Annotated in this window: 16 protein-coding genes; 9 read left to right on the forward strand and 7 right to left on the reverse strand. The window is 73.0% G+C overall.

The window, feature by feature from the left end; all coding sequences use genetic code 11:
- Positions 1-4 precede the first annotated feature (4 nt).
- Entirely contained in the window at positions 5-1,039 is a 1,035-nt protein-coding gene (locus tag ACIBZJ_RS00210) for a zinc-binding dehydrogenase (RefSeq protein ID WP_395923783.1), read from the forward strand.
- On the opposite strand, the gene ACIBZJ_RS00215 is transcribed toward ACIBZJ_RS00210, so the two are convergent.
- Positions 1,036-1,857, reverse strand: a complete 822-nt coding sequence (locus ACIBZJ_RS00215; RefSeq protein ID WP_395923785.1) for an SDR family NAD(P)-dependent oxidoreductase — start codon at positions 1,855-1,857, stop codon at positions 1,036-1,038. The genes ACIBZJ_RS00210 and ACIBZJ_RS00215 overlap by 4 nt on opposite strands.
- 65 nt (positions 1,858-1,922) lie before the next feature.
- Here ACIBZJ_RS00215 and ACIBZJ_RS00220 point away from each other — a divergent pair, with 65 nt between their 5' ends.
- Complete coding sequence (locus ACIBZJ_RS00220) at positions 1,923-2,513, forward strand: TetR family transcriptional regulator (RefSeq protein WP_395923787.1); 591 nt, start codon at positions 1,923-1,925, stop codon at positions 2,511-2,513.
- A gap of 97 nt (positions 2,514-2,610) precedes the next feature.
- On the opposite strand, the gene ACIBZJ_RS00225 is transcribed toward ACIBZJ_RS00220, so the two are convergent.
- Complete coding sequence (locus ACIBZJ_RS00225) at positions 2,611-3,297, reverse strand: FadR/GntR family transcriptional regulator (protein WP_395925958.1); 687 nt, start codon at positions 3,295-3,297, stop codon at positions 2,611-2,613.
- Between the two features lie 145 nt (positions 3,298-3,442).
- Between ACIBZJ_RS00225 and ACIBZJ_RS00230 the strand changes: the two genes are divergently transcribed.
- The 6 genes from ACIBZJ_RS00230 (at position 3,443) to ACIBZJ_RS00255 (ending at position 11,626) form a co-directional block, all read left to right on the forward strand.
- Positions 3,443-4,738, forward strand: a complete 1,296-nt coding sequence (locus ACIBZJ_RS00230) for an enolase C-terminal domain-like protein (RefSeq protein WP_395923788.1) — start codon at positions 3,443-3,445, stop codon at positions 4,736-4,738.
- Positions 4,739-4,799: 61 nt separating this feature from the next.
- On the forward strand, positions 4,800-5,849 hold the full coding sequence (locus tag ACIBZJ_RS00235) for a sugar ABC transporter substrate-binding protein (RefSeq protein ID WP_395925960.1): 1,050 nt from the start codon (positions 4,800-4,802) through the stop codon (positions 5,847-5,849).
- Positions 5,839-7,344, forward strand: a complete 1,506-nt coding sequence (locus ACIBZJ_RS00240) for a sugar ABC transporter ATP-binding protein (protein WP_395923790.1) — start codon at positions 5,839-5,841, stop codon at positions 7,342-7,344. The genes ACIBZJ_RS00235 and ACIBZJ_RS00240 overlap by 11 nt, the downstream gene beginning before the upstream one ends.
- Positions 7,334-8,482: an ABC transporter permease gene (locus ACIBZJ_RS00245; RefSeq protein WP_395923792.1), complete on the forward strand. Its 1,149-nt coding sequence runs from the start codon at positions 7,334-7,336 to the stop codon at positions 8,480-8,482. The genes ACIBZJ_RS00240 and ACIBZJ_RS00245 overlap by 11 nt, the downstream gene beginning before the upstream one ends.
- The gene (locus ACIBZJ_RS00250; RefSeq protein ID WP_395923794.1) at positions 8,479-9,429 is read left to right on the forward strand and encodes an aldo/keto reductase; all 951 of its coding nucleotides are present in this window, start codon (positions 8,479-8,481) and stop codon (positions 9,427-9,429) included. The genes ACIBZJ_RS00245 and ACIBZJ_RS00250 overlap by 4 nt, the downstream gene beginning before the upstream one ends.
- A 10-nt stretch (positions 9,430-9,439) precedes the next feature.
- Positions 9,440-11,626 carry an acyl-CoA dehydrogenase family protein gene (locus tag ACIBZJ_RS00255; protein ID WP_395923796.1) on the forward strand — a complete coding sequence of 729 codons (2,187 nt, stop codon included), beginning with the start codon at positions 9,440-9,442 and terminating at the stop codon, positions 11,624-11,626.
- A gap of 74 nt (positions 11,627-11,700) precedes the next feature.
- Here the strand turns inward: ACIBZJ_RS00255 and ACIBZJ_RS00260 are convergent, their stop codons facing one another.
- Entirely contained in the window at positions 11,701-13,449 is a 1,749-nt protein-coding gene (locus ACIBZJ_RS00260; protein WP_395923798.1) for a sensor histidine kinase, read from the reverse strand.
- A gap of 64 nt (positions 13,450-13,513) precedes the next feature.
- Here ACIBZJ_RS00260 and ACIBZJ_RS00265 point away from each other — a divergent pair, with 64 nt between their 5' ends.
- Complete coding sequence (locus ACIBZJ_RS00265; protein ID WP_395923800.1) at positions 13,514-15,283, forward strand: FtsX-like permease family protein; 1,770 nt, start codon at positions 13,514-13,516, stop codon at positions 15,281-15,283.
- Positions 15,284-15,290: 7 nt separating this feature from the next.
- Here the strand turns inward: ACIBZJ_RS00265 and ACIBZJ_RS00270 are convergent, their stop codons facing one another.
- Genes ACIBZJ_RS00270 through ACIBZJ_RS00285 form a run of 4 tightly spaced genes read right to left on the reverse strand, consistent with a single transcriptional unit; the run spans position 15,291 to position 19,081 of the window.
- Positions 15,291-15,929, reverse strand: a complete 639-nt coding sequence (locus ACIBZJ_RS00270) for a response regulator transcription factor (RefSeq protein ID WP_395923802.1) — start codon at positions 15,927-15,929, stop codon at positions 15,291-15,293.
- Entirely contained in the window at positions 15,926-17,233 is a 1,308-nt protein-coding gene (locus tag ACIBZJ_RS00275; RefSeq protein WP_395923804.1) for a sensor histidine kinase, read from the reverse strand. Before ACIBZJ_RS00275 ends, ACIBZJ_RS00270 begins: the two co-directional genes overlap by 4 nt.
- A gap of 13 nt (positions 17,234-17,246) precedes the next feature.
- Positions 17,247-17,921, reverse strand: a complete 675-nt coding sequence (locus ACIBZJ_RS00280; RefSeq protein WP_395923806.1) for a response regulator — start codon at positions 17,919-17,921, stop codon at positions 17,247-17,249.
- Positions 17,918-19,081 (reverse strand): sensor histidine kinase, encoded by a 1,164-nt coding sequence (locus ACIBZJ_RS00285; protein WP_395923808.1) that lies wholly within the window; start codon positions 19,079-19,081, stop codon positions 17,918-17,920. Before ACIBZJ_RS00285 ends, ACIBZJ_RS00280 begins: the two co-directional genes overlap by 4 nt.
- Positions 19,082-19,158: the final 77 nt, after the last annotated feature.

A 19,158-nucleotide genomic window follows, 5' to 3' on the forward strand; every position in this document is an offset into this window, starting at 1 on the left:
TCGAGTGCGAGCGTTCGTGCTGGTGGAACCAGGCAAATCCGAAGTGTGGGACGTCGAGCCGCCGGTGGCGGGCCCGGGCGAGGCGGTGATCGACGTCGAGCGGGCCGGGGTGTGCGGCACCGACGTCGAGTTCTTCACCGGCGAGATGGCGTACCTGCACCAGGGCCACGCGGGCTACCCGATGCGGTTGGGGCACGAGTGGTGCGGGGTCGTGTCGGCGGTCGGCTCCGGGGTCGACCCGGCCTGGGCCGGGCGGCGGGTCATGGGCGACACGATGCTCGGGTGCGGCGCCTGCCGTCGGTGCGAGCGCGGGCATCAGCACGTGTGCGAGGAGCGGCAGGAGGTCGGGATCCGGGGTGGACGCGCGGGCGCGCTGGCGGAGCGGCTCGCGGTGCCGGTGAGCTCGTTGCACGTCCTGCCGGACGGGGTGGATCCGGTCCGGGGGGCACTGGTCGAGCCGGGCGGGAACGCGCTGCGGGCCGCCCGGGCGACGGAGGCCGGCCCGGGTGACCGGGTGCTGGTGCTGGGCCCGGGGGCGATCGGACTGCTCGTCGCGATGTTCGTGCGGGCCGCCGGCGCGGAGGTCCATCTCCTCGGCCCCGAGCCCGCAGGCGGCCCCGGGTCCGCCGCCGGCGGGGGGTTCCCGGGCACGCTGGGGTTCGAGTACGTCTGGACCGAGCGCACGCTCCCGCGGATCCCGTTCGACGCGGTGGTCGACGCTTCCAACGCGGCGCACCTGCCCGCTCTCGCGCTGGAACTGGTGGAGCCCAGCGGCCGGGTCGTGTACATCGGGCTGTCCGGTGCCCCCAGCCTGCTCGACACCCGCACGCTGGTGCTCAAGGACGTGACCGCGGTCGGCATCCTCTCGGCGTCACCCGGGCTCGACGCGGCGATCGAGGCCTACGCGGACGGCCTGGTCGACCCGCGGCCGCTGGTCGCCGCCACGGTCGGCCTCGACGGCGTCGCTGCCGTGCTCGCCGGGCGCCGGCCGCCCGCTGCGGGCCCCGGCCCGAAGATCCACGTCGACCCGCGTCTCTAGGACCGCACGAGTTCCTCCGAACGCTCCCACAGCCCGTGGGCCAGCGCGGTGTCGTTGACCTGAGGGTTCACGGCCTTCGAGAGTTTGTGCTTGACGTAGTACCCACCGGGCTGCCACCCGGTGGTCTCCGAGAGCCAGACGATCTGCTCCGCGCCCTTCTCCGGCGCGACCAGCAGCGCCGCCCGGGTGAGCGGGTTCGTCGTGATGAACCGCATGAGCCGGCTCTCGGAGTTCCGCCCGAAACTCGACGCCACGTTCCCGGGATGGATCGCCACCGCCGAGATGCCCCGGTCGTGGTAGCGCCGGTGCAGTTCCTTCGTGAACAGGATGTTCTCGAGTTTCGCGGCACCATAGACCCGGATCGTGTCGTACTTCCGGTCGTGATCGAGGTCGTCGAGATCGAGTTTCCCGGACGTCCGGTTCGCGACGCTCGCGGTCTGGATCACGGTCGCCCGCGACGCGATCAGCTTCTCGAGCAGCAGCCGGGTGAGCAGGAACGGCGCCAGGTGGTTGATCTGGAACGTCTGCTCGAACCCGTCGACGGTCTTGGTGCGGTCTCCGAAGACGCCGCCGGCGTTGTTCGCCAGCACGTCGATGCGCGGGTACTTCGCGTCCAGCGCGGCGGCCAGCGAACGCACCTGGCCGAGGTCGGTGAAGTCGGCCAGGAAGGAGTCCGCGCCGAGCGCGTCCGCCACCGCCCGCGTCTTCTGCGGGGAGCGCCCGACGACGACCACCTGGTGTCCGTTGCGGTGCAGTTGCCGGGCGGCGGCCGCTCCGATGCCGTCGCTGGCTCCGGTGATGACGATCGTTTTGCTCATGGCAACACCGTACGCCGAACCTGTCAGTGACTGTCAATCAAGGCTGGCGCTGCTACTATCGCCGCATGAGACAGCTCGGACTCCGGGAGCGCACCCGCCTGGCCGTCCGGCGCGAGATCGCCGTCACCGCCGAAGCGCTGTTCGTCGAGCGCGGGTTCGAGGCGACGACGATCGACGACATCGCCGCCGCCGTCGGCATGTCCCAGCGCAGCGTGTTCCGGTACTTCGCGTCCAAGGAGGCGATCGTCCTCGGCAAGTTCGACCTGGTCGCCGAGCAGATGATCGGGGTCCTGCGGGCCCGGCCGGCGGGCGAGCCGGTCTGGACGTCGCTGCACCACGTCCTCGGCGTGCTGACCGCGGTCGCGGCCGAGCCCGGCCGCGACGAACTCGTGGAGCCCATCCACCGGATGATCTTCGAAAGCCCCGATCTGTTCGCCGGCTACCTGCAGAAACTGCAGGTCCTGCAGGACGCGCTGGTGCAGGTCCTGCTCGAGCGCGCGCCGGTCGCGGCCGACGACCCGGCCCCGCGCGCACTCACCGGCGCGGCCTTCGCCTGCCTGGTCGCCGCTCAGCGAACGTGGCTCGCCTCCGGCGCGCAAAGCTCCTTCGCGGACGCGGTGGAGCGGGCGCTGGCCACGGTCGGCCCGCTCGGCTGAGCGGCGGATCGTCGCGCCCGTGGCCCACCGGCGATCTCGGCGTGGAGCGCGCGCTGCCCGGCGGTGAGACGGTCCGGCCGGCGGCGGGGAATCCTGCTCACGTGCTCTCGGCCAGCGTGTGCCGCAGCCACCGGGCCGACGAGCTGACGTGGAGTAACGCGGCCGCTCGGGCCAGCTCGGGGTCGCCGCCGGCCAGCGCGTCGTAGATCGCCTGGTGCTCGGCGAGCGTGTTCGCCGCGGCGTCCGCAGAGAGCAGGCCTCGCCAGACCCGGGCGCGTGCCGTCCGGCCGGACAGTCCGTCGAGGACCGAAATGAGCGACTGGTTGCCGGTGGCGGCCACCACCGTCCGGTGGAAGTCCATGTCGTAGCGGACGAGCTCCTCGGCGTCGGACGCGGCCGCCCGCATCCGGCCGAGCAGGAACTCCAGCTCGGCGAGGCCGTCCGCGGTGATGCGGAGCGCCGCGACCGAGGTCGCGGCGGGCTCGAGCATCGAGCGGATCTCCATGACCTCGAGCAGCGTGTCGTCGCGCAGCAGGTCGACGGCGGAGCCGAGACCGGCCAGCAGCAGGCCGGGCGCGAGGCTCGTGACGTACGTGCCGTCACCCGGGCGGGCGTCGAGCACGCGGGCGAACTGCAGCGCCTTCACGGCCTCGCGCATCGAGTTGCGGGAGATGCCGAGCTGAGCGGCGAGCTGGTTCTCCGGGGGCAGGCGGCTGCCGGGGGCGAGCTCGCCGGATTGGATCAGCTCGCGGATCCGGGTGATCGCGTCATCGGTCAGCGACAGGTGAACCACCTCCTCGTAACGAAAACATCCTAGGTCTAGCGACGCCCCCTGCGGTGGGTGTAAACATCGGATGTCTCGCCGCCGAGTGAGACGCCGGTCACGGCAATTGACCGGAGTTTCCTCAGATCGCTCGGAGGGTTGTGGAGTGACGAGCTCGATCGTCGGCCTGGAAACGCATGACGTGCGGTTTCCGACCTCCAAGTTCCTCGACGGTTCGGACGCGATGAACCCGTTCCCGGACTACTCCGCGGCCTACGTGGTGCTCCGGACCAGCGACGGCGACGAGGGCCACGCGCTGGTGTTCACCGTGGGCCGGGGGAACGACGTGCAGGTCGCGGCCATCGAGGCGCTGGCCTCCCTGGTGGTGGGGCTCCCGACCGACGAGGTGCTGACAGACCTCGGAGGGTTCGCCAGGCGGATGTCCGGTGACAGCCAGTTCCGCTGGCTCGGGCCCGACAAAGGCGTCATCGCGATGGCCGCGGGCGCGATCGTCAACGCGGCCTGGGACCTACGGGCCCGGCGCGAGCACAAGCCGCTCTGGCAGCTGCTGGCCGATCTCTCCCCGGAGGAGATCGTCGGCCTGGTCGACTTCCGGTACCTGAGCGATGCGCTGACGCCGGCCGAGGCGCTGGATCTCCTGCGTGCGGCCGAGGCCGGCCGGGGCGACCGCGCGGCCAGCCTCCGGACCGACGGCTACCCCGCCTACACGACGACGCCGGGCTGGCTCGGCTACGACGACGAGAAGCTCGCCCGCCTCTCGAAGGAGGCGGTCGCCGACGGCTTCGGGATGATCAAGCTCAAGGTCGGCGGCGACCGCGACGACGACCTGCGGCGCCTGCGCGTCGCCCGGGACGCGGTCGGACCCGACACCCCGATCGCGGTCGACGCCAACCAGGTCTGGGGCGTCGACGAGGCGATCGAGTGGATGGGCGTGCTCGCGCCCTACCGTCCGTACTGGATCGAGGAGCCGACCTCGCCGGACGACATCCTCGGCCACGCCCGGATCCGAGCCGCGGTGAGCCCGGTCAAGGTCGCGACCGGAGAGCACGGCGCGAACCCGGTGCTGTTCAAGCAACTGCTGCAAGCCGGTGCGATCGACGTCGTCCAGATCGACGCCACCCGGGTCGCCGGGATCAACGACAACATCGCGATCCTGCTGCTGGCCGCGAAGTTCGGCGTCCCGGTCTGTCCGCACGCCGGCGGGGTGGGGCTGTGCGAGATGGTGCAGCACCTGGCGATGTTCGACTACGTGGCGGTCACCGGCACCCAGGACGACCGGATGATCGAGTACGTCGACCACCTGCACCAGCACTTCGTCGACCCGGTCGAGGTGCGCGGCGGACGGTACCGCGCCCCGGCTTCCCCCGGCATCGGCGCACGCATCCACGACGCGTCGCTCACCGAATTCACGTATCCCAACGGGCCCGCCTGGGCCCGGTAGCCAGAACCGCATTCGGAGAACTGCCCCCCGCACCGACGAAGGAGTCCCCGTGCGTCCGAGAATGCTCCGTCTATTAGCCGTGGCCGCCGCGGCGGTTGTGCTCGCGGCCTGTAATTCCAACTCCACCACCGGCGGCTCGGGAGGATCCGATCCGGTGATCGGGTCGGACTACCCGCGGTCGGACACCGACTTCTGGAACGCCTATGTGCGCTACAGCCCGCAGGAGGCCAAGGAACTCGGCATCAAGAACCTGAAGACGACCAACTCCGAGAACGACATCGCGAAGCTCACCGCGAACGTCCAGACGCTGCTCAGCCAGGGCGCCAAGGGCATCGTGATGGCGCCGCAGGACACCGCGGCGGTGGCTCCGACGCTCCAGCAGCTCGAGTCGAAGAAGATCCCGGTCGTCACGATCGACACCCGTCCGGACACCGGGAACGTGTTCATGGTCGTCCGGGCCGACAACCGGGCCTACGGCGAGAAGGCCTGCCAGTTCCTCGGCACGAAGCTGCAGGGCAAGGGCAAGGTCGTCGAGCTGATGGGCGACGTCGCCTCGATCAACGGCCGGGACCGCACCGAGGCGTTCGCAGAGTGCATGAAGAAGAACTACCCCGGCATCCAGGTGTTCGCGGAACCGTCCAAGTGGGATGGTGCCACCGCGGCGAACCAGCTGCAGACCCGGCTGGCCGCGCACCCGGACATCAAGGGTGTGTACATGCAGTCGAGCTTCGCGCTCTCGGGCACCCTGCAGGTTCTCAAACAGCGCAAGCTGCTCGTCGCGCCGGAAGACCCGAAGCACGTGTTCATCGTGTCCAACGACGGCATCCCCGAGGAGCTCAAGGACATCGCGGCGGGCCAGATCGACGCGACGGTCTCCCAGCCGGCCGACCTGTACGCCAAGTACGGGCTGTACTACGTGCAGCAGGCCATCGCCGGGAAGACGTTCAAGCCCGGGCCGACCGACCACAACAGCACGATCATCAAGGTCCGTGACGGTCTGCTCGAAGACCAGCTGACCGCGCCCCTGGTCACCCGCGACGGCGCCACGATCGGGACGGAGAAGACCCTGAAGTTCGACGACAAGTCGCTCTGGGGAAACAGTGTTAGTTGAGGCCACCGGCATCACGAAGCGCTACGGGACCACCGTGGCGCTTCGTGATGCCGGGCTCGTCGTGCGGGCCGGTGTCACGCACGCCCTGGTCGGGCGCAACGGCGCGGGCAAATCGACACTGGTGAGCATCCTGACCGGACTGCAGGCCCCGGACGAGGGCACCGTGCGCTTCTCCGGCCGGAACGCCCCGCCGCTGCACGACCGCAACGCCTGGCGGCGCAACGTCGCCTGCGTGTACCAGAAGTCGACGATCATCCCGTCGCTGACCGTCGCGGAGAACCTGTTCCTCAACCGGCAGCCCGGACGGGTCATCCGCTGGGGAGAGCTGCGGCGCAACGCCGCCGAGCTGCTCGCCACCTGGGAGGTCGACGTCGACGTGACCCGGCCGGCCGGGGAACTCGCGGTCGAGCAGCGGCAACTCGTGGAGATCGCCAGGGCGCTCTCGTACGACGCCCGGTTCATCATTCTCGACGAGCCGACCGCCCAGCTCGACGGGCCCGCGATCAACCGGCTGTTCGACCGGATGCGGGGACTGCAGGAGCGGGGGATCACGTTCCTGTTCATCAGCCACCACCTGGAGGAGATCTACCGGGTCTGCGACGAGGTGACGGTGTTCCGCGACGCGCGGCACATCGTCACCGGTCCGGTGGCGTCGATGCCGTCGAGCGAGCTGGTGGCGGCGATGACCGGGGACGCGACCGCGCTCATCGAACGGGCCTCCCGGCCCCCGCTTCCGGCCGGGACCCCGGCCGTGCTGGACGTTCGGGACCTGCGGACCTCCGACGGCCCGCCGGTCTCGTTCCGGGTCGCGGCCGGGGAGGTCGTCGGGCTCGCCGGTGGCGGCGGGAGCGGCAAGCGGGAGATCGCCGAGACCGTCGTCGGGCTGCGGCGGCCCCAGGGCGGCACGGTGACGGTCGACGGCACGGTCCTGAAGCCCGGCAGCGTGCCGGCGTCGCTGGCGGCCGGGGTCGGGCTGGTGCCGCAGGACCGGCACGCCGAGGGCTTCGTGGCCGATCTGTCGATCGCCGAGAACCTCACGATGACGGTTCCCCGGCGACTCGGGCGGTTCGGGCTGATCTCCCGCCGGCGGCGGGACCGGCTGGCGTCCGGGCTGATCGAGGAACTCGCGGTGAAGACGCCGGGGCCGGACCTGGCGGTGTCGGCGCTGTCCGGCGGAAACCAGCAGAAGGTCGTGATGGGCCGGGCGCTGGCCAACGACCCGAAACTGCTGGTGCTGATCCAGCCCACGGCCGGGGTCGACGTCCGGTCGAAGGAGACGTTGCTCGGGGTCGTCGACCAGGTGCGGTCGGGAGGAACGGGCGTGCTGGTCGCGTCCGACGAACTGGACGACCTGCGGACCTGCGACCGGGTGCTGGTGCTGTTCCAGGGACGGCAGGTGGCCGAGTTCGGCAGTGAGTGGAGCGACCACGACCTGGTCGCGGCGATGGAAGGGCTGGGCCGCGATGAGCAAGGACGGCGCATCGATGACGAGTGACACTTCGCCCCCGGGACCGGCTCCGGAGTCGCCCGGCGCGGCCTCCGGCCCGCCGTCGGCGGCTTCGCGCGCGGCCTCCGCGGCCTCCGCGGCCTCCGCGGCCTCCGCGGCCTCCGGGCCGCCGGACGCGGACGGCGTGGACGCCCAGCCCCCGGACGCGGAGGGCAGGGGGCGGCGGTTGCGGATCGGGCGGCTGCGCGACCTCGCGCTCGTGCCCGCGATCATCGCGATCGCGATCGTCGGGTACTTCGTGAACCCGGTCTTCCTCAGCTCCGACAACCTGATCAACATCCTCCAGACGATGGCCGAGATCGGCCTGCTGGTGCTGGCCCAGTCGCTGGTGCTGATCGCCGGGAAGATGGACCTCTCGCTCGAGTCGACGTTCGGCCTCGCACCGGGGCTGGCCGCCTGGCTGATCGTCGAGCCCGGCGTCACCCACGGGCTCGGCGCGGTGCCGGGCTGGGCCGGTATCCCGATCACGCTCGCCGCCGGTGCGGTGATCGGCCTGATCAACGGGCTGCTGATCGTCCGGTTCCGGCTGCACGGGTTCGTCGTCACGCTCGGCATGCTGATCGTCCTGCGGGGGCTGCTGACCGGCATCTCCGGCGGCCAGACGTTCTTCGGCCTGCCGCCGTCGATGATGTACCTGGGCTCGACGATCTGGCTGGGCGTCCCGGTCAGCGTCTACGTGTGCTTCGCGTTGTTCGCACTGGGGATCGTCGCGCTCGGTTACACCCGGGTCGGGCGGTCGCTGTACGCGATCGGCGGCAACCCGGACGCGGCCAGGGCCGCCGGAATCCGGACCGACCGGGTGCTGTGGGCCGTGCTGGTCATCGCCAGCGTGCTGGCCGCGCTGGGCGGGCTGATGCTCTCCGGGCGGCTCGCGTCGGTAGCCGCGGCCCAGGGCAACGGGGCGATCTTCACGGTGTTCGCGGCCGCGGTGATCGGCGGAGTGAGCCTCAACGGCGGCAAGGGCACGGTGTTCGGCGCGTTCACCGGCATCCTGCTGCTGTACGTGATCCAGAACGTGCTGACGCTCGCGGGCGTCCCGGCCCAGTGGATCGCCGCGCTCAACGGCGCGATCATCCTCTGCGCGCTGATCATCTCCCGGATCACGAGCGGACGGGCCCAGGAGTGAGCGCGCTGGCGTTGGGCGCGGCCGCGCTCGGGGGCGAGTACGGGCCGATCGCGCCGGAAACCGCCCGGGCGACCGTCCGGACCGCGCTCGACGCCGGGATCACGCTGATCGACGTCTCGCCGTACTACGGCCGTACGGCCGCCGAGACCGTGCTCGGTGACGCGCTGCGCGGGGTACCCCGCGGTTCGTACCGGCTCGCGTCCAAGGTCGGGCGGTACGACGTCGACGTGTTCGACTTCTCGGCCGACCGGGTGGTCCGCAGCGTCGAAGAGAGCCTGCGGCGCCTGCGCACCGACCACCTCGACCTGATCCAGTGCCACGACATCGAGTTCGGCTCGCTGGACCAGATCGTCGAGGAGACGCTTCCCGCGTTGCGCGGGCTGCAGGAGAAGGGACTGGTCGGGGCCGTCGGCATCACCGGCTTCCCGCTGCCCGCGCTGGTTTCGGTCGCGCGGCGCGCACCGGTCGACACCGTCCTCTCCTACTGCCACTACACGCTGCAGAACCGGACGCTCGGCGAGCGCATGCCGTTCATCGGTGAGCGGGGCATCGAGGTGCTGAACGCATCGCCGCTGGGGATGGGGCTGCTCACCGACTCCGGTCCGCCGGGCTGGCACCCGGCCCCGGCCGCGCTGCGGGAGGCGTGCGGCCGCGCGGCCGAGTTCTGTCGTCAGCAGGGCACGTCGATCGTCCGCCTGGCCCTGCAGTTCGCGGTCACGCTGCCCGGCGTGGCCGCCACGATCGTGGGCGCGGCCGACCCGGAGTCGGTGCGCCGCAACGCGGAGTGGGCGGCCGAGCCGCTCGACACCGGTCTGCTCGCGGCGGTCGACGAGATCCTCGCCGACGTCCGCGACGAGGAGTGGCCGGTGGGCCGGCCGGAGAACCGCGTCGAGGCCGGTCCCGGCACCGGTCCGGAATCCTGGACGGGAAAACAGAACGCGTTCTAATGTGCGTGGCATGCCTCTCGCGTTGACCGAAGACCACCGGCAACTGGCCGACGTCGTTCGCTCGTTCGGGGAGGCGCAGGGATTGCGCCGCGCGACCCGGGAGGCGCTGACCGCGACGGCGGCGCCGAACACCGCGTGGAAGCAGATGGCCGATCTGGGGTGGATCGGCCTGCACCTGCCGGACGCCTACGGCGGGTCGGACGCCGGGTTGCCCGAGCTGGCGGTGGTCGCCGAGCAGCTCGGGGCGGTGCCGGCGCCGGGGCCGTTCCTGGCCGCGGTGGCGGCGGGCGCGGTGCTCGACGCGGTGGGCCCGGACCCGGTCCGGGCGCAGGTGCTGCCGTCGCTGGCCGACGGGTCGCGGGTGATCGTGCTCGGCCTGGCCGGTGCGCTGTCGTCCGACCGCGGGACGCTCTCCGGCTCGGTGGGTCCGGTGCCGGGCGCGCGCTGGGCCGACGCGCTGCTGGTGCGGGCCGGTGCCGACGACCTCGTGCTGGTGCCGGTCGCCGACGCGACGCTCGAACCCACCCCGGGCCTCGACCCGGCGCTCGGCGCCGCCCGCCTCCACGTCGCCGGCCTCACCGCGTCCCCGGCCGCCGGGGAAGCGCCGGCCGGGGCTTCGCCGGGCGTGCTCCTGTTCCCGGGGGCGGCGCGGATCGCGGTGCGGGTGGGGCGCGCGCTCGCGGCGGCCGAGGCCGCCGGGGGAGCGCACGCCACCCTCGCGATGGCGCTCGAGTACGCCAAGGTCCGCGAGCAGTTCGGCCGGATCATCGGCAGCTTCCAGGCGGTCAAGCACCACCTCGCGAACATGCTGGTCGACGCCGAGACCGCCACCGCCACGGCCTGGGACGCCGCTCGGGCCGCCACCGGAGACCCCGCGCAAGCCGACCAGGCCGCCGCCGTGGCCGCCGCCACCGCTCTGCGCGCCTACCAGTCGAACGCCCAGAAAGCGATCCAGATCCTCGGCGGCATCGGCTTCACCTACGAGCACGACGCCCACCTCTTCCTGCGCCGGGCGATCACGCTCGCCGCGCTCTGGGGCCCGGTGGCCGGGGCCGAGGACGATGTCGCTGCCGCCGCCCGCGACGGCGTGCGCCGCGTCCACGCTGTGGACCTGCCGCCCGAGGCCGAGGCGTTCCGCGCCGAAGCCCGGACGTTCCTCGAGACGTTCCACGCCGCACCGGCCGACGGCAGGCGCCGGCTGCTCGTCGACTCCGGGTACCTCGTCCCGCACTGGCCGAAGCCCTGGGGGCGGGCCGCCCGCGCGGTCGAGCAGCTGGTCATCGAGCAGGAGTTCGCCGACGTCGACGTCCCGCAACTGGGCATCGGCGGCTGGGTCACGCTGACGATCAGCCAGCACGCCGACCCCGAGCAGGTCGAGCGCTGGATCCCGGCGAGCCTGTCCGGCGAACTGATCTGGTGCCAGCTGTTCAGCGAGCCCGGCGCCGGCTCCGACGCCGCCGCCGTGCAGACGCGTGGCCGCAAGGTCGAGGGCGGCTGGCGCGTCACCGGCCAGAAGGTCTGGACCAGCGGCGCCCAGTACTGCAACCGGGGCCTCGCGACCGTCCGCACGGATCCGGAGGCGCCGAAACACCAGGGCATCACCGCGATGGTCGTCGACCTCAAGGGCCCGGGCGTCGAGGTACGCCCGCTGCGCGAGATCACCGGCGCGGCGATGTTCAACGAGGTCTTCTTCGACGACGTGTTCGTGCCCGACGAGGACGTCGTCGGCGAGGTGAACGCGGGCTGGACGGTGGCCCGCGCCACCCTCGGCAACGAGCGGGTGTCGATCGGCAGCGAGCGCAGCATCAGTGCGGGCGCGGCGTCGCTGGTCCGGGTGATCGAGAAGTACGGGGTCACCGACGTCGCGGCGGTGCGCGAGCTGGGGCGGCTGGTCGCGGTCGAGCAGGCCGCGCGGCTGCTCAACCTCCGGATGGTCGTGCGCGCGGTGTCCGGGAGCAACGAGCCGAACATCGAAGGCGCGCTCACCAAACTCATCGCGGCCGAACTGGCCCAGTCGATCGGTGAGCTCGGCCTCCGCCTGGCCGGCCCGGCCGGCGTCGACGGTTCGAACGCGGCCGTCTCGACCGGCTACCTCTACTCCCGCGCGATGACGATCGCCGGCGGCACGTCCGAGATCAGCCGCAACGTCATCAGCGAACGTCTCCTCGGCCTCCCGCGGGATCCGCTCAACCGCTGACTCGGCCGGCCCCCGGTACTCGGGCGGCTAGCTCGCCTTTGGTGGCCCGGGCCGTCCCGGTCACCCGCCCGCGGTCACTGCGCCGCGGCCATTTCCAGCGGCACCCGCACGCACACCCGCGTCCCGCTGCGCGGGGTGCTGTCAAGCTCCACCAGCCCACCCACCAGCTCGATGCGATCCCGGATCCCCGCCAGCCCACCGGTGGGCGACCACTGCGCGGTTCCGCTGCCGTCGTCAGAGACGCTGCCGGTCAGCCAGGCCGACTCCGCGCCCACCCGCACCACGATCCTGGACGCCCCGGCGTGCCGGACCGCGTTGGCCAGCGCCTCGTTGAGCGTGAAGAACAGCGCCTGCTCGACCTGCGGCCGGTAGCGCACGTCGTCGGCCTCGACGTCCACCAGGCCGGGGAAACGTTCCGCGACGGCCCGCAGGGCACCACCGAGCCCGTCGGACTCGAGGACGGCCGGGTTGATGCCGCGGACGAACATCCGCAGGTCGCCGAGCACCGTGTCGAGCAGGTCCCGGCAGGTCTGGAGTGCGTCGTCGCCGCTGATCGCCTGCGCGGCGGCCAGTTGCATGGCCAGCGCCGACAGGCCGGTCTGGACGCCGTCGTGCAGGTCGCGCTCCATCTGCCGCCTGGCCCGGGCCTCGGCGACGAGCGTCGCGGCCTGCGCGACGCGGGTCTGCTCGAGCTGGGCCTGGACGACGGCCTGCAACTGGGCCGTCTCCAGCGCGGGCGTGCCGGCGATGATTGCGGCCCGGACCAGCGGCTCGTGCAGGCGCTGCGTCGGGTGCGCGTCGACGACGGCCAGCGGACGCCCGGACGCGGACGTCACCGGGACCAGCCACCGGTCGTCGCCGGACGGTCGCGGGGGAGCGCCGGTCAGCGACGGGACCCGCACCCGGCCCTCGGCGTCGACCCAGCGCTGCGGACCGGGGGCCCAGAGCAGCAGGTCGAGCGTCGGGTCCTCGAGCACGGTGCGTAACGCGGCCCGTACCTGCGCGACCGAGGCGGGCCGGGTCAGCCGGACCAGCCGGTGCGCGACCTGCGCGACCAGCCACTGCCGGTAGACCCCGACGCCGAGGAGCGCGAACGGGATGATCAGCGTCGCGGTGCCCTGCAGGATCCCGGCGAGGACCGCGGTCTGCGTGTCGTTGACCGCGGCGTCCAGCTCGACGAGCGCGGCGACGACCCCCATCGCGGCGACGCCCACCAGCGCCGGGATGATCACGCGCTGCGGGCCGCGGGTGGTGCGCCGGGCGCGCAGGATCAGCACACCCGCGAATCCGGCGGCCAGCACGACGTACGCCACCGCGATGACGTTTTTGGCGACGTCGAACGCGGCGCGATCGGCCAGGAATGTAGGCCAGACCACGTCCGGCCGGTAACCGATCCACTCCGGGCGCGACAGCAGCGTGAAGACCAGCTCACCGCCCCCGAGCACGACCACGGCCGCCGGGACCCAGAGCCGTTCGGCGCGAGTCTGCAGCTGGCCGGTCGGGTACAGCAGCACCCCGACGCTCAGCAGCAGGAAGAACGAGGCCTGGGCGAAGTCGGCGATCAGCGGGAACCACCCGGCGTCCCATCCGCTCGACCAGTTCAACGCCCAGGCGAACCCGGCCAGCGTGATCAGATCACCGCTGGAGGCGCTGGCCGACGAGGTGCGCAGGACCATTCCGGCACCCGCGGTCACCGCGCATTCGAGCGCGACGAGCACGCCGGAGAACTGGTGGCCGGTCCAGTACGGATGGCCGAACGCGTACGCGAGCAGCCCGGCGAGCAGTCCGGTGAGGACCGCCTTGAGAGCCGGGTGTCCGCGCATGACTCTGATTCTGTCCCGATCGGGCCGGTTGACACCATCAGGGGATAACCGTTATCCATGTGTCGTGATCGGACGCCTGGTGCTCGTGAGTCGGTTGCTGATGCGCGATTTGCGCCGTCGTCGCACCGAAAGCCTGTTACTGCTGACGGCGATCACGGCCGCGACCGCCACCCTCACGCTCGGCATCGCGTCCGACACCGTGATCGACGACGCCTACGCCCAGACCCGGGCCGCGACCGCGGGCCCGGACGTCGTCGCGCGTACGCAGGGTTACGGTCCCGGCGCGCTGGAAGCACTGGACCAGGTGGCGACCGCTGACGGCGTCACCGGACACAGCGGACCGTTCCCGTCCGTCTTCCTCACGCTCAGCGCCCACGGCAAGACCGTGAACGTCGTCGTCGAGGGCCGTGATCGCGGCCCGGCGGCGATCGACCGGCCCGCGGTGACCGGGGGAACCTGGATCCGCCCTGGCGGCGCGGTCGTCGAGCGGGCCTTCGCCGACGCGCTGAATCTGCGGGTCGGCGATCGGGTGGCGATCGGCCACCACGAGCTGCGGGTCGACGGAATCGCGATCACCGCGGCCCGGCCACCGTTCCCCAACGCCGGGTGGCACCAGCCGGGCACCGTCCAGGGCGAGTCCGGCGGGCTGATCTGGGTCGACCGCGAGGAGATCGGCACGCTCGCCGACGGCCAGCCGCCCTCGTACTCGATGAATCTGACCGTCACCGGCCCGTCGGTCCTCGAGACGCTGCCGCGCCCGGACCCGTTCCGGGTCGACTACTTCTCCGCCCGGTTCTTCTCCGACCGCATCCAGCGGGTGGCCGAGCCGGTCCGGCAGGCGCTGCTGATCGGCAGCTGGCTGCTCGCCGGGCTCGCGGTGGCCGGCGTCGCCGGGATCGTCGCCGGCCGGGTGGCCGGCCGGCGCCGCCGGGTGGGCCTGCTCAAGGCCGTCGGCGCGGGGCCGGGCACGGTCGCGGCGGTGCACCTGGCCGAATACCTGCTGGTCAGCCTCGCGGCCGCCGGCCTCGGACTGCTGATCGGCTGGTTCGCCGCGCCCTCGCTGACCGCCCCCGGCGCCGGGGTCGTGGGCACGGTCGGCATCCACCCGCCGCCGCTGCGCGCGGCGATCGCCGCGCTGGCGCTGGCCCTGGCGATCACGATCGCCGCGACCCTGGCCCCGGTGGTGCGGGCCGCGTCCACCAGCACCCTGCACGCGTTGGCGGACGCCCCGGCGCCGCCCCGCCGTCGCCGCTGGCGGGTCCGGCTGTCGCGGCGGTTGCCGACGCCGGTGCTGCTCGGCGTCCGGATCAACGCGCGCCGCCCGCGCCGGGCCCGCCTGGTCACGATCAACACGTTCCTCACGACGACCGGGCTGGCGGCGGTCCTCGTCGTCCACGCGCAGAGCCCGGAACTCGACCACCTCGGCGGAACCGTCATGGCGAATCCGGTCGAAGCGCGGATGCACCAGGCGCTGCTCGTCGTCGCGGTCGTGCTGTGCGGGCTCGCGCTGCTCAACGCCGTCGTCAGTACCTGGAGCGCGGTGCTCGACGCCCGTCAGCCGCTGGCCGTCGCCCGGACGCTCGGGGTGACGCCGCAGCAGGCCGGGCTGGGGATGGCGGTGGCCCAGCTGCTGCCCGCGGTTCCCGGGGTGGTGGCCGGGCTGCTGGCCGGGCAGGTGCTGTACCTGCTGAACACCGAGGGAGCGGTGCGGTATCCCTCGTCGGCGTCGCTGGTCTGCACCGGGCTCGGGGTGCTGCTCGTCCTGGCCGGGCTGACGGCGGTGCCCGCGGTGGCGGCGGCCCGGCGTCCGGTGGCCGACTCGCTCACCCGTTGAGGCGCGCTCACCCGTTGAGGTAGGCCAGCACCGCCCGGACGCGGCGGTGCTGGGCGTCGTCCGGGGGCAGGCCGAGTTTGGCGAAGATGTTGCCGATGTGCTTCTCGACCGCACTGGCGCTGAGCACGAGCCGGTCGGCGATCGCGGCGTTGGAGTGGCCCTCGGCCATCAGCCCCAGCAGCTCCCGCTCGCGGCCGGTGAGCGCGTCGAGCGGGTTGGTGTGCAGCAGCTGGGCGACGACCTGCGGATCGAGCACGGTGCCCCCGCCGGCGACCCGGCGCACGGCGTCCAGGAACTCGGCCACCTTCGCGACCCGGTCCTTGAGCAGGTAGCCGACCGCGCCGGATCCGTCCGCGAGCAGATCCTTCGCGTACGAGGCCTCGACGTACTGGCTCAGCACGAGCACGGGCGAGCCGGGTACCCGGGCCCGGGCGGCCAGGGCGGCGCGCAGGCCTTCGTCCGTATGGGTCGGAGGCATGCGCACGTCGACCACCGAGACGTCCGGACGATGTTCGACCACGGCCTCGACCAGCGACGGGCCGTCGCCGACCGCGGCGAGAACCTGGTGCCCGTCCTCCGCCAGCAGGCGGACCAGCCCCTCGCGGAGCAGCACCGCGTCGTCGGCGACCACGATCCGGAGCGTCACGGCAGTTCCGCGGTGATCGTCGTCGGGCCGCCGGCCGGGCTGACGATCAGCAGCCGGCCACCGACCGCCCGGACCCGGTCGTCGAGGCCGCGGAGGCCGTGGCCCTTGTCCAGAGCCGCACCACCGGCGCCGTCGTCGGTGACCGCGACGTGGGTCCGCCGCAGGGTGATCGTGGCCCGGCGCGCACCGCTGTGCTTGGCCACGTTCGTCAGCGCCTCCGCGACCACGAAGTACGCGGCGGTCTCGACCGCGGGGTCCAGGCGGTCGGCGCCGGCGTCGATCTCCACCGGGACGGTCGAGCGTGCGGCCAGCGCGGTCAGGGCTTCCCGTAGCCCGCGGTCGACCAGGATCGGCGGGGCGATGCCCCGGGAGAGCGCACGGAGCTCCTCCAGCGCCTCCTGCGCCTGCACGGCGGCGTCGGCCAGCGCCTCCCGGACCGTCTCCGGCCGGGTGTCGAGGTGGTGCCGCGCCCGTCCGAGCTCCAACGCCAGGCGGACGAGACGCTGCTGCGGCCCGTCGTGAATGTCGCGTTCGAGGCGGCGCAGGGCCGAGGCCTCGGCCGACACCGCGGCGACGGTCTGCGCGCGGGCCGTGTCGCGCTCCAGTTCGAGGCCGCGGATGCGGCGGTGCAGCGCGGAGGCGTCGGAGAGGAGAGCCTGGCCGAGGCGGGCCTGCGCCGCGACGCAGGCGCGGGTCAGCAGCGGGAGCGTGCAGAACAGGGCGAGCCCGACGAGGGTTCCGAAGAGCATCCGAGCGGAGGGGGAGGCGAGCCCCAGGCTCAGGTCGATGTGCGACCCGGCACTACCGGCGGTGAGCGTCATCGGGGGCAGCGGCCCGGCGGCGTAGTCGTTGCGGAGCCGCGCGGTCGTGCCGCCGACCGCGACGAACCACCAGAGCGCGGTGATCGTCCCGGTGATCAGCGAGACCGGCAGCACGATCGCCGGGTGCGCGGCGTCGAGCCAGGCCCCGGGGTCGGCCGCGCCTGAGCGGTCCGACGGGCCGGTGCGGTCGGTCGGGGGGCGCTCGGTTGTGGGGCGCTTGGTTGCGGGGCGCACGCGTTCGATCCGCCAGCGTTCCACGTCGGCGGCCCAGTGGGCCGGTGCCAGGAACCCCGGTCCGACCGGCCTCCCCCCGCGCAGCAGCGACACGACCGTGCCGGCGCACAGACTCACCAGCACGACCAGCGCTCCGGCCGCCGCGACCGGCGGCCCGGTCACCAGGTACAGCGACTCCACGACCGTGCGCCGCGCGGTCCGGACGACGAAGCCCACCCCCGGCACGGCGAAGAGACTGGTCGCGGACACGGATCGACGATAGTCACCGGGCGCGAACCCGGAAGTCGTCGTCCACCAGCCCCATCCGATGGGCCACCACCGCGGCCTGCACGCGGTTGCGTAGCGCGAGCTTCTCCATCGCCGCGGAGACGTGCGTCTTCACCGTCGTGACGCCCAGATGCAGCGCGCTCGCGATCTCGGCGTTCGACCGCCCCGCTCCCACCAGCGCCAGCACCTCGGCTTCGCGTTCGGTGAGCCTCCCGGCCCCGCGCGGCCGGGCCGCTTCGGACGTGTGGGCGTCCACCGCCCTGGCCATCACTCGCGCCAGCACCGGCGGCGCCAGCAACGGCTCTCCGCGCGCCGCGCGCCGCACCGCGTCGATCATCTCCTCCGGCGGACCGTCCTTGACCAGGTACCCGATCGCTCCGGCGCCGAGCGCGCCGTACAGGTCCGCGTCTTCGGCGAACGTCGTCAGCACCAGCACCCGCGTGGACGGGTGGGCGTCGACGATCCGCCGGGTGGACTCGACCCCGTCGAGCCGGGGCATCCGCAGATCCATCAGCACGACGTCGGGTCGCAGCCGCGCCGCCGCGCTCACCGCCTCGGCACCGTCCGCTGCCTCGCCGACGAGCGCGAAGCCGCCGGCCGCATTCAGCAGCAGCGCGACCCCGGCCCGCACGACCGGCTGGTCGTCCACCACGAGCACCCGGATCGTCACGCGGCCTCCCGCAGCGGTAAGCGCGCGTCCAGACGCCAGCCGGCGCCGTCCGGCCCGGCGGTGAGCGTCCCGCCGAGCAGCGCGACCCGCTCGCGCAAGCCGAGCAGCCCGTGCCCGGCCCCCGGCAACCCCGGCGGCGCTCCCGGCGGCCCGGAGTCGGAGACCTCGACGTGCACCGCGCCCGCGACGAGCCCGACCCGTACCCGGGCCCTCGCGCCCGGACCCGCGTGTTTCAGGCTGTTCGTCAACCCCTCCTGCACGACCCGGACCGCGGTCGTCCGCAGCACCAGCGGCGCCCCGGCGACGTCCGCGATCTCGTCCGCGACGATCAGCCCGGCCGAGCGGACCCGGCTGACCGCGTCGCCGAGCGCCTGTTCGGGATCGGTCGCCGGGATCCCGGCCGCGTCCGGGTCGCGGAGCACCCCGAGCAGCGTCCGGAGCTCGTTGAGGACTTGCACCGACGTGCCCCGGACCGTGTCGAGAGCCGCGATCGCCCCGTCGGTGCTGCCGGTGCGCCGCACCGCGTAGAGCGCCGCTCCGGACTGCAGCGCCATCGCTCCGATGTGGTGCGCCAGAATGTCGTGCAGGTCGCGTGCGAGTGCGGTGCGCTCGGCCTGCCGGGCGGCACTGGTCTCGACCTCCCGTGCAGCTTCAGCCTCGAGGGCCCGTTCCCGGGCAACGTCGGCGGCGTCGCGGAGTCCGCGGAGGTAGCGTCCGATCGCGATCGGCGCGCTCGAGATCGTGATCAGCGCGGCGATCCGGACGAGGCCGGGGGGACCGGCCAGCGTGTCGAGGTGGGCCGAGTCGGCGGCGTCGGCCGCGTTCACGATCGTCGCGACCAGCGTGAGCGCCGCGCCACCGGCCGAGGCGGGCCAGCCCGCACGGTAGGCGACGAAGCCGAGCGCGACCAGGATCGCGCCCTGCGCGGTGTCGGCGTTGAACGGCGAGACCGTGTCGGTGACCACCAGCAGCAGCGCCTCGGAGGCGAGCACCGGCCACGGGAGGCGCCAGACCACCGCGAGCAGCAGCCCGGCCGCGAGGGCCAGCGCGTACGCGACTCTCGGATCGTCGTCGGCGTACGGGGGCCGCAGCGCGACGCTCGCCACCGCGTAACCCGCGGCGACGAGTCCGAGCACCAGGCCGAGCCACCACCTCCGCATGCTCCCAACCTACGCAGGCCGGAGCGGGCCGCCTCCTCCAAGTGGCCGAAGGTCGGACCGGCGGCAGGATCCCGGGC

The organism is Cryptosporangium sp. NPDC051539, from assembly GCF_044454545.1.
Taxonomy (GTDB): Bacteria; Actinomycetota; Actinomycetes; order Mycobacteriales; family Cryptosporangiaceae; genus Cryptosporangium.

Coding starts and splice junctions, on each gene's coding strand:
- ACIBZJ_RS00215 (WP_395923785.1), bottom strand. CDS start 1,857: ATGAGCAAAACGATCGTCATCACCGGAGCCAGCGACGGCATCGGAGCG.
- ACIBZJ_RS00220 (WP_395923787.1), top strand. CDS start 1,923: ATGAGACAGCTCGGACTCCGGGAGCGCACCCGCCTGGCCGTCCGGCGC.
- ACIBZJ_RS00235 (WP_395925960.1), top strand. CDS start 4,800: ATGCTCCGTCTATTAGCCGTGGCCGCCGCGGCGGTTGTGCTCGCGGCC.
- ACIBZJ_RS00245 (WP_395923792.1), top strand. CDS start 7,334: ATGACGAGTGACACTTCGCCCCCGGGACCGGCTCCGGAGTCGCCCGGC.
- ACIBZJ_RS00255 (WP_395923796.1), top strand. CDS start 9,440: ATGCCTCTCGCGTTGACCGAAGACCACCGGCAACTGGCCGACGTCGTT.
- ACIBZJ_RS00260 (WP_395923798.1), bottom strand. CDS start 13,449: ATGCGCGGACACCCGGCTCTCAAGGCGGTCCTCACCGGACTGCTCGCC.
- ACIBZJ_RS00285 (WP_395923808.1), bottom strand. CDS start 19,081: ATGCGGAGGTGGTGGCTCGGCCTGGTGCTCGGACTCGTCGCCGCGGGT.